The organism is Endozoicomonas sp. SESOKO1 (assembly GCF_024606265.1).
Classification (GTDB): Bacteria; Pseudomonadota; Gammaproteobacteria; order Pseudomonadales; family Endozoicomonadaceae; genus Endozoicomonas.
Window position 1 is genome coordinate 1 of sequence record NZ_JAHHPP010000304.1, and the last position, 17001, is coordinate 17001.

Sequence of the window (17001 nt, forward strand, 5' to 3'; positions counted from 1 at the left end):
ATAGCCCGCTTTAAGGAACACTGTTGCCTGAGGGGCCTGGTGCTGAATGGCCATCTGGTCACACCGGACGCGGTGGTTGAGGATTTCCCGGATACTCCGGGAGGTAAACTGGGGATACTGCGCTTCAAGGAAGTATGTTGCCTGAGGAGCCTGCCGCTGTATGGCCAGCTGGTCACACCGGATGTGGTGGTTAAGGGTTTTCAGGCCGCCAGGGCAACACTGGAGCTGGCAACCTTCAAAGAAAAATGTTGCCTGAAAGGCCTGCCATTGAATGGACGGAGGGTCACACCGGACGAGGTGGTTGGGGGTTTTACGAATAGCCCGAAAGGCAAATTGGGAATAGTGCTTTTCAAGGAACAATGTTGCCTGAAAGGCCTGTTATTGAATGGCCAGCCGGTCACACCGGACGAGGTGGTTGAGGGTTTTGTGAATAGCCCGGAGGGCAAATTGGGAATAGCGCGTTTCAAGGAACAATGTTGCCTGAGAGGCCTGCTGTTAAATGGTCAGCCGGTGACACCGGATGCGGTCGTCAAGGCTTTTCCGGATAGTCCCGAAGCCAGACTGGGGATAACACGTTTCAAAGCGGAATGCTGCCTGAAGGGCCTGTTGCTGAATGGCCATTGGGTCACACCGGATGCGGTGGTAAAGGCTTTCACGGACAGTTCAGAAGGCAAACTGGGAGTAGCACGCTTCAAGGAGGAATGTTGCCTGAGAGGCCTGCCGCTGAGTGGCCTGCTGGTTACAACGGAGACAGTGGTCAAGGATTATCAGGCCGTTAATGCAACACTGGAGCTGGCCCGCTTCAAAGAAGAATGTTGTCTGAGAGGTTTACCGCTGAATGGCCAGCTGGTCACACCGGATGCAGTGATTACGGATTTCCCGGAGAGTTCAGAAGGCAAACTGGGAATCGCACGCTTCAAGGCGGAATGTTGCCTGAAGGGCCAGCCATTGGCTGGCCAGCCGGTCACCCCGGATGCGGTGGTTAAGGATTTCCCGGAGAGTTCAGAAGGCAAACTGGGAATCGCACACTTCAAGGCGGAATGTTGCCTGAAGGGCCTGACGCTGAATGGCCAGCAAGTCACACCGCATGGGGTGGTTAAGGATTTTCCGGACAGTCCGGAAGGTAAATTGGGGAGGGCGCGCTTTAAGGAACAATGTTGCCTGAGGGGCCTGACGTTGAATGGCCACCGGGTTCCCCCGGCAGAAGTGGTCAGGGACTTCCCGAATAGTCCAGAAGGCAAGCTGGGAATAGCGCGCTTCAAGGCGAAATGCTGTCAGAAAGGCCTGACGTTGAATAGCCAGCAGGTCACACCGGATGAGGTGGTCAAGGATTATGAACGTGGAGGCTGGTTACTGGAAAAAGCTATTTTTTATTCTCAGCTGGCATTGAGTGCAAGAGAATTGAATGGCAACCATCTGGATAACCAGAAAGTATTGGCAGCATTTAATGAAGCACCCGGGGACCATTCTTCAAGGCAAGCCAGGTATCTTATTCAAAGGCTGAAACAATCCCAGCGGTACGATGAAACCAGCGAAGCCCAGGATATTCTTCAAACGGCCTGGCAAATCCTGAACATCGCATCGGCCAAAGACGATGAGCAACATCGACTGCAATGTGTATTGAAATTCATGGCCATGCAGTATGAGCTGCCAATTGATCATCAGAGAGTATCAGCAGAACAGGTGTTGCAATCGATCAAAACCCTGAGGAAATCATTCCAGAATTCACGCCTGCATTTCTTCTTCCTGGCATATTGCTATATCAAGAGGCGGCCTGTTGATGGGCGAGAAATACATAAGAATCAAGTATTGGGCTACCTCCGGAATTTTCCGGAAGGAAGCAAGCTGCGCCATTCTTTGGGCCTCTGGCTGGAGCAATACTGCGCCGAAGCCAATATCGCCGAAGCCAATATAATTGATGAATTACTGTTTAAACGAAACAATGTCGTTGCCCCGGGGCGTAACAGCGATAGTCATCACCAATACACAGCCTTTGCCAGTCAACAGAAGGCATCTGTCGTCACTGGCAGAGAATCCCCCGTCAGTGTGGATAAAACCCTGAAGCAATTGGTAAAAACCGGCGGACCGGGTTTCCCGGAAAAGCAGTTTCCCAGGTTAAGTGCACTGATGCTGAAAACGCTGGAGATTATTCAGGAAGCCAATGCTTCTTTCACCAATCCCACTATCCTGATTACCGGTTCATACGCGCGTTTTTTACAGAACCGCTGCTTATCATTCAAGGATATTGACGTTATCTGCACAACGGCCGAGTCTGCCAGGACACTCTTTGACAAGCTGCAAGCACTTAACCCCTTCAGTGATTCAGAAATACCCAAAAGCATCATCATCTGGCAAATCCCCGGATGCCAGGCAATTAAACTGCCAAACACCTACAACATTCACCTTAAAGACGGTGATCTGGGTATGAAAGCCATGGGACTGCAGGTCAGCGTTGACGCCAGGGTATCCCACAAAACTGCATCACGCCTGGCCATTCACGTTCCCGGTGTTGTGAGGCCGGTATGGTGTTTATCCTTTGCTGAAGAAACCCAATTAATGAACGATACGCTGAAGCACCTCGCTGATCAGCTTGACCCGCTGACAGAGCAATTACAACAGGGGGTGGTATTTGACTTACCCAGAACCATTCTTTTTAACAACCCCAAAAACACCGCAGAGCGCATTTATGGCTTGCTTATGCGCTCCCTGCTTACCCTGAATAAAGCCAGACAGTTTATTGCCCTGCACTCTCAGGAAAAAACCGAAAAACCCGGCGGCCAGCCGAACCCGCTTAAAGAAAAACTTCATGCACTGACTGAGAATCTTCAAATGAAGCTGACTGGCCATGTACGCCGTAATGATTTTGAGAACAGAGTTAACGGCTGGCTATCGACCAATCATCACGTTAATGAGTATGAGATCAGGCGGAAGGACTTTGTCAAAACCCTGCTCACACTGATGCATCCAGAAAAAGATCAGGCAGACTCACTCCCTGTTGCGCTGAAGATTTGAGCCTAAATCCAGGAGCCATTAAAAAAGGCCACTTATATAGTGGCCTTCACTGATTCCAGCTGAGTCAGCATTAAACGTCTGCTATTGTAGTGCGCTTGACTTTTTCCTTCTCAGAACTTGGGCCAGAGCTGTGTTCGGTCCATACATCGGCGTCCATGGTTTTATCAAGGAATGGGAACTTGCGACGATTGAATACCGGCGTAACACCAGATGCCACCTGATCGTCAAAATCCTTCAGAACCTGAACGACAATACCAGAAAGCATCAGAATAGCGGTCAGGTTAATCAGCGCCATTATCCCCATGGAAGCGTCGGCAAATGCCCACACGGTTGGCAGGTTGCTGGTTGCCCCCCAGATCACCATACCCAGAACAGCAATACGGTAGACATTTACCAACCCGTTATTGTCCATGATAAAGCGCAGGTTTGATTCACCGTAGTAGTAGTTGGCAATGATCGAACTGAAAGCAAACAGCAGAATTGCCGCAGCTACCAGGTGCTTACCGATCGGCCCCACCTGGCTTTCCAGAGCCAGCTGCGTCAACTCGATACCGGTAACACTGGAACCGTCCATTGCACCGGACATCAGGATGATGGAAGCCGTCGCAGTACAGACAATGATAGTGTCCATAAATACACCCAGCATCCCCATCAGGCCCTGGTTGGCAGGATGGTTGGAGTGTGCGGTTGCTGCTGCGTTGGGGGCACTACCCATACCAGCCTCATTGGAGAACAGGCCACGCTTGATACCTTGTTGCATCGCCTGGGATACTGCGTAACCAGCGCCACCACCGACAGCACTCTCAAGCCCAAAAGCACTCTTGATGATCAGGCTGAAGACCGCTGGCAGCTCTGTGATATTCATAAATACCACGACCAGAGCCACACCCAGATAGCCAAAGGCCATGATCGGTACGATCATCTCTGCCACCTTGGCAATGGAACGAATACCGCCAAAGATGATCAGGGCACTCACCAATGCCAGACCAATACCCACGGCTTCCGTTGGAATCCCATAACCAGTGAATGCAGCAGCAATGGAGTTAGACTGCACACTGTTAAAGGCGAAGCCAAAGGCAATAATCAGGGAAATGGAGAAGATAATTCCTAACCAGCGCTGCCCCAGGGCTTTCTCAATGTAGTAAGCCGGACCACCACGATAGGTACCGTCACCGTTATTAGTCTTGTAGAGCTGGGCAAGAATATTCTCTGCAAGACTGGTCGACATACCCAGAACCGCGATCAGCCACATCCAGAAAACAGCACCAGGGCCCCCCATGGTAATGGCAACCGCAACACCCGCTATATTGCCGGTACCGATTCGTGCGGCAAGACTGGTACAAAATGCCTGAAACGGAGATACATGAGTAGAACAATCAGTCGCACGACTACCCAGCATGGTTTTCATCGCCAGGGTAAACCGGCGAATCTGAACAAAACGGGTTTTTACAGTGAAAAGCAGACCTGCACCCAACAGCAGGTACATGAGAATGCTGCCCCATAGCAGACCATTGATGGAGTCTATTAAATTATTCATAAAATTTCCGGCGCATTGTGTATTCCAGATTTTTATTTCAAATTAAAATTTATAATATTAGGGAATAAACCTTAGGTGCTAAGCATAAACACCTATCCGGCAAACAATAGAAATCCCTGAAAAATACGCTAAAACCCTTTAAAAACAAGACCTCAAGCGCCTAACCCAAACTAGACAACAAGACAAGAAAATACGCATAAACCGAGCATGCAATACGTACAAATATCAGTCAATGCAATTGAAAGCCTGAGCAAAACCTTAGAATAACTTTATGACAAAATGAAACATACCTTAAAAAAAACTAAAAAAACCAGCTTTTCGAAATAAAACCCCATAGAGATCATTTCTTCAGCAAAAAACAAAAAATAACGGATTTTCGCTAACAGGATTTGGTTTCCTGAAAGTCAGCATTACCAATACTATCGAGTGATTCTGCAGACTCCGGTTTATTAACCCAGACATCCTTATCAATAGTTCGATCCAGAAAAGGAAAACGACTGCGGTCAAACTCTGGAGAAAGGCCTGATCCTGACTGTAAATCATAATCCTTCAATACCTGCATAACCGGGCCACTGAGCAACAGGATGATCACAAGATTAATCAGTGCCATCAGCCCCATGGCAAGGTCTGCAACCATCCATACCATCTCAAGGGATGCGATGGAACCAAGAAAGACCAGAAATACAACAATGGTACGATAGGCCAGTAATAAACGAGGACTATTACGAATAAACAGAAGGTTTGACTCACCGTAGTAATAATTGGCAATAACCGATGTAAACCCAAAAAAGATGACGGCAATGGAAACGAACCACTGTCCCCAGCCTCCAACAATATCAGCGAGTGCAGCCTGAGTCAGCTGGATACCATTCAGGGTACCGCCAGCTTCCAGCTGTCCGGATAACAGAACAATGGCTGCAGTCGCTGTACAGATCACAATCGTATCGATAAAGACACTGACCATGGATACAATGCCCTGGGTCGCCGGATGATTTGGTTTGGGTGTGGCTGTCGCTGCCGCATTGGGACCGCTGCCCATACCGGCTTCATTGGAAAAGAGGCCGCGCTTGATTCCCTGCATCATGGCCTGCGACACCGAATAACCTATGGCTCCGCCTGTGGCGGAATGAAGACCAAATGCACTTTCAAAGATCAGCGTAATAACGGCGGGCATTTCATTAAAACGCAAAGCCACAACACCAAAAGCAATGAGCAGATAAGCCAGGGCCATAGCAGGAACCACTGACTCTGCAAAACGGACAATCGAGTGAATCCCCCTGAAAATAATAAAGGCAGTCACCCCGGAAATGGCCAGACCGACCAATACCGGGCTTACCGCCATATGGCCGGAGAAAGCCTGGGATACCGAGTTGGCGTGAACCGCATTAAAAACAAACCCAAAGGTAATCAACAACAGAACTGAAAAAAGAATGCCCAGCCAGCGCAGGCCAAGCGCTTTCTCAATGTAGTAGGCAGGGCCGCCACGAAAGGTGCCATCTTTATTGTTTGTTTTATAGAGCTGAGCGAGGGTGTTTTCAACAAAACTGGATGCCATGCCCAACAGGGCAACGACCCACATCCAGAATACAGCACCGGGACCACCGATAAAGATCGCAATGGCAACCCCTGCCAGATTACCGGTGCCTACATGTGCTGCCAGGCTGGTACAGAGGGCCTGGAAAGACGATATTTCATTACCGGATGTCTTTCGAGACCCCAGCATCAGCTTCCATGCGTGAAAAAAGTAACGCAACTGAACAAAGCGGCTTCTGAGAGTAAAATAAACACCGGCACTCAGCAGCAAATAGATCAGTAAGTACTCCCAGATAACGGTGGTGATTTCTGAAAAGATCGTACTCATTTGAGCCCCAATGATTTTTTTCACCTCTCAAGAATAGCAGAGGATTTTTTAATAAAAAGCTGGATTTCCCAGAGTAAAAACTGCCCAAAAAGACAAAAAATAAAAAATGCCGTTGTTTATCAATGGCTACGGACTGCCGCACTGAACTCTGGCCAGCTACCTTGTAGATAACCGTCTTTCCTGCCAACATCGATCAACCTACTTATGGAACTGCAAACCGGGAATCAGCCATGTACGTTTCGGATAAACCCCTTCGCTCTTATCCCTGGTGGCTAAAGCCTTTTTTCTGGAGCCAGAAGCACCGCTACGGAAAAGTCCTCAAGCCCGGCTTGCTATGGGCAAGAGTTCCCCGGTTATTTGCCGCTGTCGCCGCACTCTATGGCGTTCTGGATCGAAAAAAATCTCCCCTGTCTCCAGAACTGCGTTCGCTGGTCACCGTCAGAGTGTCCCAGGTTAACTGGTGCGCTTTCTGTGTCGACATCAATAGCATGACCCTGGCGAAACGTGCTGGCAGCATGAATAAAGTAGAGGCACTGGATAGCTGGCAACACTCTGACCTGTTCAATGAGCAGGAGCGTATTGCCCTGGAATATACAGAAGCGGTTACCTACAGTGACCGACAGGTAACCCCCGGGCTGATGAAACAGCTGAAAGAGCATTTCAATGATGACTCTGTTATTGAACTGACTGGCCTGATCGCTTTTCAGAACATGTCCAGCAAATTCAATGCAGCCCTGGATGTTCCGGCAGAAGGTTTCTGCAAAATCCCGGATAAACAAGCTTCTTGTGAAAATTCTGATGTTCCTGGCAGAAAATAAAGTTCATCTCCGCTGGCATCCTGCCTCGCTGATTTATTCTTACGCTGAAGGAATGCTGGCCGGTGGCAGCCGTCAGGGCACTGTTGACTTTGCCATCGCTGTACTAATCTTTGTTCCCGAAGTCTGTCTATTTTTGTGAATTGCGGACGGTTCCGAATGAATAAGAAACGATTATTTTCCAATCAATGCGTCAAAAGATTCATTTTATTCATCTTGCTACTGTTTCAGCCCTTCAGACTCATGCATGCAGTCCCGGAAGACTATTTTATCAGTGCAGAGGTGGTTGCCAGCAATTTCAACAATTACCTTCTGATTGATGCCCGACCCTACTCAGAGTATCTCATGGGACATATCCCGGGAGCCCGTTCAGTGCAATGGCAATCCTTCTCTGATATGAATGGCAAGGCCGGTAGTGAGACCTGGGCTACTGTACTTAACAATAATGAACTGGAACACCAGATACAGCAGCTTGGTCTGGACTCAACAGATAATATTGTCGTTTATGGCGATGCTCACCAGGGCTGGGGAGAAGATGGCCGCATTGCCTGGAGTTTGCACGTGGCAGGATTAAAGAATGCCCGCATCCTGAATGGAGGGTATTCCCACTGGAGAGAAAAAGGGCTGAAAACCACCATCATCCCAACCTTCTTCAACACCAAAAGTGATTATGAAATAACCAGCCTGGATACTTCTTCCACCATCCATACCAAAGCCCTGTACAGGGACTACTCCCAGTATCGTGTCATCGATTCACGATCACCGGAAGAGTTCCGTGGCGAAACGGGTCATGGCGAACGGCGGAAAGGGCATCTTCCCGGGGCGGTGAACTTGCCATTCCAGCAGCTGCTTACAGTCAATGGCACCTTAAAGTCATTTGACGACATCAGTAAAATATTAACCGGCATGGATATTCAAAAAACCAGCCCGATTGTCGTTTACTGTTCAGCCGGCATCCGGTCCGCATTCACCGTGATGGTGCTGAAGGCGGCTGGCTATACCAATGTCCGGAATTATTCGCCCTCGTTTTACCATTGGTCTGCGTTATCCTACACCCCGATTGAATAAACAAAATGGTTGAATAACAAAATCAGGAACTCTCAGATACCGGGTCAACGGACGAACGGGCTTTCAGAAGATTGATGATGTCCTGGTAGGGTTTGACTTTCGCTTCTGCGCCGATCAAGGGTGATCCCTGGGACAGGGCCTTACCGAGGAGGCCTGACGCATCGCCCCCTGTCGCTTTCATCAGGGCAGATTCTGCAAGTCCCAGGGCTGTTTGTCCGTTCTGGGTTCTGGCGTTGATGGAAGCACCTCTGTCAAGCAGGTGCCGGACTGCATTCAGCTGACCTTCAAGGGCCGCGTAATGGAGAGGGGTCATCATGCCGCTGGCATCTGTCTTAACTGTATTTGATCTAACCGGACTGTCAGACAATGGCAGGCTATACTGGCGACATTCCATGATGAACTTCGCCAACCCTAGTGGTGTGTCTCGGTTATACTCCACCACATCCGGTGTAACACCCACTATTCTGGCGGTGGTAGCATTGACGAAAGCACCATGGTCAATCAGTTGACCAATAACCTCTGGCTGGCCAGATTCAGCCGCAAGGTGCAGAGGTGTCTGCCCCTGGTTGTTTCTGGCATATACGTCAGCCTTACAGGCAACCAGTACCCCAACGGCGTCTTGCGCATGGCGGCTGTAGACTGCAAGGTGCAAGGGGGTGCATCCAGAATGGTCACGGCCATTGACGTCGGCCCCCCGGGTTATCATGGCCTGGATTTTATCTTTTTGTCCCTCTTCAACCACCTGGTAAAAAGCTGACTTACGGGCACCGGGATAATGAAGTTTTTTAATGTCAGCTGCCGGGGTTTTAGCCAGCAATTGGTCGAACAGGTTCCAGTCATTGATTTTAATTAGCGCACCGAGTAACCCGGTACGCATATCGTCACAGGGTGCCTTTGAGCGGCACATGGCCAGTGCCAGCGACCGGATTATGGGTGCGGACAGTCTGTTCGCCCTGTTTATCCAGGTCCATAGCGTCTCGCCCCTGCCAATAAGCACATTGGGGGCTGCACCGGCGCTCAGCAGGAGATCAACGGTCTGTGCCTGACCACTCTCAATAGCAATATGAAGCGGTGTTTTTCCGTACTCTTTACTGCAGCCTTCCTTGACACCACCGTACCTGACCGTCGGTTTGTCGGCTCCCTTACTCTTTGTTGTTGCTGTTGTTGCTGTTGTTGCAAAACGGTTCACTGCCATTTCAAGCCGGAACACTTTTCGTAACCATGTGGATTGGGCATTGATATTGGCGCCCCGGTCAAGCAGTAACCGGATAGCATCGTGTTGCCCGTGCGCCACTGCAAAATGGAGGGGGGTCTTGTTGCCAGCAATTAAATCGAAGCGGGGCCTGATACCGATATGAATATCAGCGCCTTTGTCAAGCAAAATCCCAATGGTTCTGAGGAAACCCCTTTCAGCGGCAAAGTGAAGTGGGAGCCGGTTATCCGGGGTTAGGCGATTAATATCAGCGCCACTGTCAATAAGGGCTAACATGGCCGCTTCATGACCATTTGACATCGCCACCTGGAGGGGAGTCTCAGGTTGCATAGCTGTTGTCAGGGCATTGGCATTGGCACCGTGTTTGAGAAGACATTTAATCGTCGCCTCATCGCCTTTGCCTGCCGCGCAGTGGAGTGCAGTTATCCCGTCTTTTTTGGTGCTGGCAGTAGCTTTTGCACCGTGTTCAAGCAGATCATTAACAATATCAGACTGGCCTCTGCCTGCTGCCACGTGGAGTGGCTCCTTGTCAGGGTATAAATAACTGGTAATTTTCCGTTTGCAGATTGGGCAACCTATTCGGATATGCTTTGGCTCTTTAAGCCACCTGTCGATGCACTTCTTGTGATAGATATGGGTACAGGGATACATTGCAGCAATGCGACTGTTATCCGATTCATCTATGCAGATAGCGCAAAGTTCAGCTCCTGCATTTTCTGATTCAGAGCGCGGCGGGGCTGCAGGTGGTGTCGGGTTATGATGACGGATACTGAATGGGAAGAGGTTCATAACTGAATATCACTTTGTTACAGATGCATGTTGAATTGCTCATATTGGAAAATATGACTGACCCATTAGCTAATAGTTCAGTTCCTCTGTAAAAAAAGCGGAAAGAAGGCTGGCTTGCCCGAAATAAATACCAAAAAACCCCGACACAGAGGCACGGAAAAAAGAAAAATCTTTACCTCTGTTGTGACGGTTAATTGGTTTTGCTGATCGCCTGCCGGTAGAGATGATCCACTTTCGCAATATTGGCATTCAACCCGTTAATACGGGTATTGTGGGATGGGTGCGTGCTCATAAATTCCGGCACACTGCCCTCACTTTGCGCCGACATCTTTTTCCACAAGGTGACGGCAGCCCTTGGGTTGTATCCAGCCCTGGCCATCAGCTCCAGACCGATAAGGTCAGCCTCGGCCTCATTGGTACGACTATTTGGCAAGGTAAGTGCGTAATTCACCAAGGTACTGCCAACACTCATGACCTCAGGAGTGATACCCAGAAGAATCCCCAGGGTATCCTGCCCCAATTGCACGGCATACGCCTGAGACATGGCCTCCCGGCCATGCTCCCTGAGCGCATGGGCCATTTCGTGGCCCATAATGGCGGCGATTTCATCATCAGTCAGCTTAAGGGTGTCGATAATGCCGGTATAAAACATAATCTTGCCCCCAGGCATGCAGTAGGCATTGAGCTGTTTATCGGTCATAAGATTAACTTCCCAGTTCCAGCTTCGGGCATCCTGCCGGAACACACCCACATGGGACACCAGACGGTCAGCAATCCTGCGCAGACGTTTAATGTCCGCTGGCTTCTGATTCAACACTTCTTTTTCCCGGGCTTTTTTCAGCGCTTCCTGATAAGCCTCGGCAGACATGGCATTCACCTGGCTTTCCGAGAGCAGAGAGAACATCTTCTGCTCACGCTGGACACCAATAGTCCCTGAGTTGGTTGTTGATACCGTCTGACACCCTGCCAGAAAAATACACAGGCTAATGCCCAGAGCTTTTAACCACTTCATCCCTATAACCTGTTTCTTCAATAGATCATTCTTTATTGTCTTTGCCCGGCAGCACCAGCCACTGCTTTATGCGCAGGCATGCTTCATATAGCCTGGGGCAATATTGCCGTACAAAAACGTCTGGCTGATATTGCCCTTCTGCTACCGCACCAAGCGCCTTGCCCCCATCAAAGTCGACAAATGCCATCCTGACAAAGAGCTGGTCTGCCATTAAACCAAAATCACTACCGGAAAGCATGGCTATACCGGTATCTGATAGCAAGTTATTGCACAAATCACCCGAGGTTTGGATGCCACGGGCCATCAATTGCTCTCCGAATCCCTCAAAGCTGACAAACAGATAAAAACCGCCCACCGGGTCAGCCATTTGTAAGCCCATGCCTCTCAGGGAGTCCACCATAAAGCGGGCGATCAATGCCAGAACCTGCCGACTTTGACGGGTAATTGAGTAAAAGCAATCGTGCATCATCCCCGGGCGGTGGTAACTGTTCCAGCTGCTACGGAGAAATTTGCCACTGATTCTCCATCGCTGTTGGCAGGTAGCGGACGTTGCACCCAAGCATCAGTGCCTGAGGAGCGTAAGACACCCAGCTGGGGGCAGGTATTATCAGCTCGGCCTGACAGGCCATCTGGATATTAAACAATAACTCTTTGGCGCCTGGGCCTATCAGCACTGAATCGGCATCAATCTCAAGGCCATCCCTGCGCTGGTAATAATCCGCCACAGACTGACGCAACGCCTGGAGCCCTCGAACGGGTAAATAGTCTTTTTCACTGGCGTGGTTCTGCAGGCTGTTGACAACACTATCCGGGACTGGAAAAGGAGACTGACCAAGCCCAAGGCGGATAATATCCCGCCCTTCTTTGATCAGCCGCTGGCTATGCTCATTGATTTTCAGCGTTGCAGATGGTTCAAGAGCCTGTACTCTGGGGTTAAGCTGGTTTTCGTGAATCATGGTTCTGGCATCCCTGCGCAGGCTGGCGCGTCACTCACTCTGTTGATAAAGGGGTGACAAAGGGTTGATAAAGGGCATAAAAAGAATAATTAAAAATTACACTTTTATATAATTTCAGACTACTTTTATTCCTGATTCAAAGACACAAGGCTAACTTTTTTAATATATGCAAAGATATCCCCAGAACACGAATACACCAAATACTGGCTGATTTGACCACGCTCGATTTTCCTATTTAAAACAGGCAATAAAAAGTAATTAAGGGTTATTTAATGGATGGCATTTACTCTACAACCTTTCAACTACCCTCTCCGGTGTCTGAACTGTTTTCACTACCATGTCAGGAAGCGAAACCATCAACGTCTTCAGTCACCAGCATTACCCCAACCAGGCATATACCAGCCGCCTATGGTGACAACCCTTTTTTGAGGGCCTACGCTCAGCAATCGGCCGGGAAGGCATTTCAGGAAATGCAACTCTCAACCATCCATACTGCCACCAGCTACGATAAAGCAGAGGATTCTCAGCGACCGGTATCCCTGAAGCCCCGGAATGAGGCTTCAGGAAAAAAACGGGAAAAAGCACACTTTACACAACCAACATATAATGCGGATAATGAAGTCATTCCCCCTGCTAGGCAGACAGTAAAATCCACCCAAATAACCATATCTCAACCATTGGAGCTACCCCAACAGGATAGAGATGAACTGGACGACAAACAGTCACCCAATAACTGCCTCACTCAATACAGGAATAAGAAAAACCGTTTATCAACAGATCAAATAAAAAACAAAAAAAAACCTGATAGACGCAATCGCAACATCAATGAGCAGCAAAGAAGGCAGATACTGGCAGAATTATATTCAAACATTGAGCATACCATCAGAAATATAACACCAATAAAAAACAAACTTTCTAGAAAAAGTTTATTAATGACTTGCATTAAAGTTTTAAATCAAATCACCAATCAAAACCATACACTCCCTAATATCCAAAGAAGAAAGAGAGCAGAAAATCAAACAGATATAGGAGCCAGTGAAAAGCGATCAATTAAAAATAATTATGAATCTGATCGTCGGCATGAAATTCGTGACCTGCTTATTGACCTGGGTAATGCCATTCCTGGATCAACCTGTCAGAAAAGAACTGAGCGAATCATACTTCAGGACTTTTTATCTTTTATCACCCTGAACCAGGAATTAAAAAGAACAAATAAACAGCCAAACGTAAACCTAACATCTAAAGAAAAAAAACCAGAACCCCCTTCTATAAAAATCTCAGATCATGAAGTAAAAACTGATTCATCGAATAAAAAGACAGATATTTTTGATTCTTCACAAGCCTTTAAAGTATCAATAAGCAGCAATAAGCAGGTTATCTCCCCAGTTAATCAGGAAACGCGCCAAGCCCCGGATGATGTGTATTCTACACTCAATCATTATCGGCCAGCCTGGTTTGAGTCTGTCTCACAACTTCTGGATTATGAGTTTAAATGCCATAACGGAGAGCAGCCTGTAACTATTGATGAACACCCATGGGACAGGCTGGGGGTGACTAATGACAACCATTCTCCTGTTTCGCCATACCCGTCCTCCCCTGAGCCAGGCCCACCAGGGCAGAACAAACAGGAAGAACTGCATATCTGGCTTACGGATCTCACTCCTCCTTTTGATAACGACGTATACAAAACACCAACTGACACTGAGGAAGCACTGTATCCAGCTGATGACTTACCTATGATGCAGACCGTTCCTCCACAGGACATTTTCCAATGGGCACCTTATCAACAAATACAGGATAACTACTTCTCCTTTGCCTCGTCCTTCCCTGTTCAACATCAAACCAGGGGAGGACTACCCTCAGAAAATGAGGTAACGCCCCCTGGCTGTCAACAACACAGCCCTGAAGAGAGTAGGTCTGTATCGGATGAGACCGAGGGCGTTTCATCTTCAGAAAGTGAGGCAACAACCTTTTGCTTCGAGCAACCCGGCTATCTGAATGGATTAGTAACGGAGACGGTTAGCAGTGAATGGGATGACAGAAACGCCACTGCCAGCATTAACGCCAGAGATATTACAGATAGCCGACCAATACCCTGCTTATTTCTATTTGAGTGACCTACTCCCTCCACTAAATCGGCGAGCCGATTATAGTGGGGGCTTCTGATCGGAAGTTACATGCGACCCATTATGACATATAGCCATAACCTCTCGCTGTCGTACAGGCTGCTGAACCACGACAGGGAAACACTTTCTTTATACATACGCTCAGCCCGAGCGTTTCAGCAACAGAAGCCGGAAAACAGTAAAACGACCACTTAACCGGCCCTCAATATTTTTGCTGCGGCTACCATATTTCTCAAAGCATCTTCTACTTCCGGCCAGTCCCTGGTTTTTAATCCACAGTCCGGATTTACCCATAAACGCTGTTTAGGAATTTTCTGTGCCGCTTTGGTCATCAGCTGTTGGATCCACTGGATACTGGGCACGTTTGGTGAATGAATATCATAAACGCCAGGGCCAATCTCATTCGGGTATTCAAAGGCTTCAAAAGCATCCAGCAGTTCCATATCTGAACGGGAAGTTTCTATGGTGATGACATCCGCATCCATTGCCGCAATATATTCAATAATGTCATTAAACTCGCTGTAACACATATGGGTATGGATTTGGGTTTCATCTTTTACACCGCAGGCAGCAATGCGAAAGCTCTTCACTGCCCACTCCAGATAAGCAGGCCAGTCTGCTTTTCTCAAAGGCAAGCCTTCCCGAATAGCTGGCTCATCAATCTGAATAATGCCAATCCCCACCTTCTCCAGATCAACCACCTCATCCCTTAATGCCAACGCTAATTGCAGACAGGACGTTTCTCTGCTCACATCATCTCTTGGAAATGACCAGCAGAGAATGGTAACCGGCCCGGTTAACATGCCTTTCACCGGCTGACGGGTCTGCTGCTGGGCATAACGGCTCCATGAAATGGTCATTGGCTCAGGGCGGCTGACGTCACCGATAATAATGGGGGGTTTTACACAGCGACTACCATAGCTCTGCACCCAGCCATTAGCGGTAAAGGCAAACCCTTCCAGCTGCTGGCCAAAGTATTCAACCATATCATTACGTTCTGCTTCTCCATGGACAAGAACATCCAGACCAAGCGACTCTTGCCTTTTAATGGTATTGCGGATTTCCGCTTGCATCGCTTCGATATAAGACTGTTCATCCAGCTCCCCTTTGCGAAACTGTAAGCGCTTCTGCCTTATCTCCCGTGTTTGGGGAAAAGAGCCAATGGTGGTTGTGGGAAATTCTGGCTGATTCAGTTTTTCGTGCTGTAACTTTGCCCTTACCACATAAGGGGAGTGACGATGATCAATATCGCTGTCATCTTTTAATGCCCTCACCCGTTGTTCTACCGCTGTGTTATGCACTCGCCGGGATTGTTGCCTGGAAGACAGCGCCTGTTCCGCCTCAGAAACTATTTTCAATACAGCCGGATCCTGTGCCTGGTGCCCTCCGGTTAACACCCGGCCAATAACGGATACTTCCTGACATTTCTGACGGGCAAAGGCAAACCATGATTTCAGCTCATCATCAAGCCCGGTTTCATTATCCAGATCAACCGGAACATGCAGTAATGAGCAACTTGGTGCTACCCACAGCCGATCTCCCAGCCGCTCCTCTGCTTCCTTCAGTTGCTGCACTATCTGCTTAAGGTCTGAACGCCATATATTTCGACCATTAACAACACCCGCTGATAAAACTTTGTAGGCGGGTAAGCGGTCAAGCAGCGCCGGTAATTGATCGGGGTCTCGTACCAGGTCAATATGAAGACCATCCACCGGCAGATTGACGACCGTGGTCGTGGTACCATTCAGACCGCCAAAGTAGCTGGCCAATAGAATCTTGACATTGCTTCCCTGCAGTCGGTTATATACCGATTCAAACGCCTGATGCCATTCCCGGGGAAGATCGAGGGCCAGAATGGGTTCATCAATCTGTATCCACTCCACATTCATTGCTGCCAATTCGGCCAGAACCCTGCCATAAACCTCGACAACACTGTCAAGCAGTTCAAGCCGGTCAAAGGACTCACCCTTGACTTTACCAAGCCACAGCCAGGACAGTGGGCCAATCAGTACCGGTTTTGCCCTGATCCCCTGTTCAATAGCCTCAGCGGTTTCATCCAGAATAGCAGTGTTAGACAGTTGGAACTTCTGGTCCTTGTGCAACTCAGGCACTATATAATGGTAATTAGTATCAAACCATTTAGTCATTTCACAGGCAGCAGCAGGTTCTCCTGTGGGTGCTTGACCGCGGGCCATACGAAATAGCGTATCAATATCACCAGGATCCGCTTCCGAAAATCGCCCCGGCACCGCACCCAGCATCAGGGAATGGTTCAGCACCTGATCATACCAGGCAAAATCCCCCGTCGGAACCAGGTGAAGCCCTGATTCTGTCTGCAGCTCCCAATGTCGTTTACGCAGACGACGACCTTCTACTAAAAGCTCCGCCCTGGACAGGTCTCCACGCCAGTAACTTTCCTGAGCCTTCTTCAGCTCACGATTGGCACCTATTCGTGGAAATCCAAGGTTATGGGTAGTGATCATGGAATAACTCCGGGCAGATCGTCAGACTTATTGTTTTCAGAATTGATCAAAGAGTAGTCACGATTCTGTCAGAGAGCTAGGAGCCTGTCCGAGAATAGACTGCCCTACTGCGGTGGCAGCAAATTGGTC

General features: G+C 48.7%; 11 protein-coding genes and 1 pseudogene. 4 read left to right on the forward strand and 8 right to left on the reverse strand.

Annotated elements, in window-relative coordinates; genetic code table 11:
- The coding region (locus tag KDK13_RS13485) for a hypothetical protein (RefSeq protein WP_257285493.1) at positions 1–3012 on the forward strand (3012 nt) is incomplete at its 5' end.
- A gap of 70 nt (positions 3013–3082) precedes the next feature.
- Here KDK13_RS13485 and KDK13_RS13490 read toward each other — a convergent pair.
- The gene (locus KDK13_RS13490) at positions 3083–4549 is read right to left on the reverse strand and encodes a sodium:alanine symporter family protein (protein WP_257285494.1); all 1467 of its coding nucleotides are present in this window, start codon (positions 4547–4549) and stop codon (positions 3083–3085) included.
- Between the two features lie 379 nt (positions 4550–4928).
- Positions 4929–6410, reverse strand: coding sequence for a sodium:alanine symporter family protein (locus tag KDK13_RS13495; RefSeq protein WP_257285495.1), 1482 nt, complete (start codon positions 6408–6410; stop codon positions 4929–4931).
- 230 nt (positions 6411–6640) lie between these two features.
- Between KDK13_RS13495 and KDK13_RS13500 the strand changes: the two genes are divergently transcribed.
- Entirely contained in the window at positions 6641–7228 is a 588-nt protein-coding gene (locus KDK13_RS13500) for a carboxymuconolactone decarboxylase family protein (protein WP_257285496.1), read from the forward strand.
- Between the two features lie 240 nt (positions 7229–7468).
- Positions 7469–8293 (forward strand): sulfurtransferase, encoded by an 825-nt coding sequence (locus tag KDK13_RS13505; protein WP_257285497.1) that lies wholly within the window; start codon positions 7469–7471, stop codon positions 8291–8293.
- Between the two features lie 22 nt (positions 8294–8315).
- Here the strand turns inward: KDK13_RS13505 and KDK13_RS13510 are convergent, their stop codons facing one another.
- The 5 genes and pseudogenes from KDK13_RS13510 to KDK13_RS13525 all read right to left on the reverse strand — a co-directional run bounded on the left by KDK13_RS13510 (position 8316) and on the right by KDK13_RS13525 (position 12263).
- The gene (locus KDK13_RS13510) at positions 8316–10019 is read right to left on the reverse strand and encodes an ankyrin repeat domain-containing protein (protein ID WP_373692241.1); all 1704 of its coding nucleotides are present in this window, start codon (positions 10017–10019) and stop codon (positions 8316–8318) included.
- A gap of 57 nt (positions 10020–10076) precedes the next feature.
- Positions 10077–10295: pseudogene (locus KDK13_RS19235) on the reverse strand (RING finger domain-containing protein); the annotation flags it as partial.
- Positions 10296–10485: 190 nt separating this feature from the next.
- A complete protein-coding gene (locus KDK13_RS13515) occupies positions 10486–11307 on the reverse strand; it encodes a M48 family metallopeptidase (RefSeq protein ID WP_257285498.1) in 822 nt (273 codons plus the stop codon).
- Positions 11308–11332: 25 nt separating this feature from the next.
- Complete coding sequence (locus KDK13_RS13520) at positions 11333–11866, reverse strand: hypothetical protein (RefSeq protein ID WP_257285499.1); 534 nt, start codon at positions 11864–11866, stop codon at positions 11333–11335.
- A complete protein-coding gene (locus KDK13_RS13525; RefSeq protein ID WP_257285500.1) occupies positions 11805–12263 on the reverse strand; it encodes an aminotransferase class I/II-fold pyridoxal phosphate-dependent enzyme in 459 nt (152 codons plus the stop codon). The genes KDK13_RS13520 and KDK13_RS13525 overlap by 62 nt, the downstream gene beginning before the upstream one ends.
- 470 nt (positions 12264–12733) lie before the next feature.
- On the opposite strand from KDK13_RS13525, the gene KDK13_RS13530 reads away from it, so the two are divergent.
- A complete protein-coding gene (locus KDK13_RS13530) occupies positions 12734–14380 on the forward strand; it encodes a hypothetical protein (RefSeq protein ID WP_257285501.1) in 1647 nt (548 codons plus the stop codon).
- Between the two features lie 200 nt (positions 14381–14580).
- On the opposite strand, the gene metE is transcribed toward KDK13_RS13530, so the two are convergent.
- Positions 14581–16872, reverse strand: coding sequence for a 5-methyltetrahydropteroyltriglutamate--homocysteine S-methyltransferase (gene metE, locus KDK13_RS13535; RefSeq protein ID WP_257285502.1), 2292 nt, complete (start codon positions 16870–16872; stop codon positions 14581–14583).
- Between the last annotated feature and the right edge of the window lie 129 nt (positions 16873–17001).

Bases quoted from the DNA above. Each gene is read 5' to 3' on its own strand.
- KDK13_RS13490 (WP_257285494.1), bottom strand. From the start codon at position 4,549: ATGAATAATTTAATAGACTCCATCAATGGTCTGCTATGGGGCAGCATT.
- KDK13_RS13495 (WP_257285495.1), bottom strand. From the start codon at position 6,410: ATGAGTACGATCTTTTCAGAAATCACCACCGTTATCTGGGAGTACTTA.
- KDK13_RS13500 (WP_257285496.1), top strand. From the start codon at position 6,641: ATGTACGTTTCGGATAAACCCCTTCGCTCTTATCCCTGGTGGCTAAAG.
- KDK13_RS13505 (WP_257285497.1), top strand. From the start codon at position 7,469: ATGCATGCAGTCCCGGAAGACTATTTTATCAGTGCAGAGGTGGTTGCC.
- KDK13_RS13515 (WP_257285498.1), bottom strand. From the start codon at position 11,307: ATGAAGTGGTTAAAAGCTCTGGGCATTAGCCTGTGTATTTTTCTGGCA.
- KDK13_RS13525 (WP_257285500.1), bottom strand. From the start codon at position 12,263: ATGATTCACGAAAACCAGCTTAACCCCAGAGTACAGGCTCTTGAACCA.
- KDK13_RS13530 (WP_257285501.1), top strand. From the start codon at position 12,734: ATGCAACTCTCAACCATCCATACTGCCACCAGCTACGATAAAGCAGAG.
- metE (WP_257285502.1), bottom strand. From the start codon at position 16,872: ATGATCACTACCCATAACCTTGGATTTCCACGAATAGGTGCCAATCGT.